Annotated in this window: 1 protein-coding gene; it reads right to left on the reverse strand. The window is 65.6% G+C overall.

Annotated features, from left to right (window positions below):
- The coding region (locus AVAK2825_RS24750; protein ID WP_284403128.1) for an AMP-binding protein at positions 1 to 674 on the reverse strand (674 nt) is incomplete at both ends.

Raw genomic sequence — 674 nt, forward strand, 5'->3', positions numbered from 1 at the left:
GGATGGCCAGCAGCCCCACCACCATCTCCACCGAGCGCTGCATGGCAATGCCCACCCGGGTCTCCGGCACCACCCCCAGCGCCATCAGGCGGTGCGCCACTCCGTTGGCTCTCGCATTGAGCTCGCCATAGGTCAGGGTCTGATCCTCGCAACGCAACGCAATGGCGCCAGGCTGGTTGATTGCCTGCCGCTCCACAAGACGGTGAAGCGGCTGCGCATCCAGCCCGGCCCTCAGGGAAATGCCCTTTTGCCGCAAGGACGCGTCTTCCTCGTCATCAAGGACCGCCACTTCTACGGCCGCCATCGATGGCCTGCGGGCCAGCGCCTGGACCAGGCCTTCGAGGGTCTGCCTCACGTATTCCGCGACGCGCTGCGCTCCGACTTGCTGCGCAATATGCGCCACCAGCTCGAAGCCGCCATCCCTGTCATTCACATACAGCCCGAACGGATAATTGGTGCGCTCCCGCGTTCCAAGAATTTCCATGCCTTCCCAGGACTGGCCTGAATCCTCAGACGCAGATGCCCCGTGGCGGTAGTTGAGCAAGGTGGTGAACAGCGGCACCCCCGCCTCCAGCCCGCTGCAGCGCTGCGCCAGCGACAGGCTCGCATGCTCGTGCTCCAGCAGCCCCGTCAGCGCAACATGCGTCTGCCGCAACGCCTGAGCCACCGCCTGC

Source organism: Acidovorax sp. SUPP2825 (assembly GCF_030158995.1).
Lineage (GTDB): Bacteria > Pseudomonadota > Gammaproteobacteria > Burkholderiales > Burkholderiaceae_C > Paracidovorax.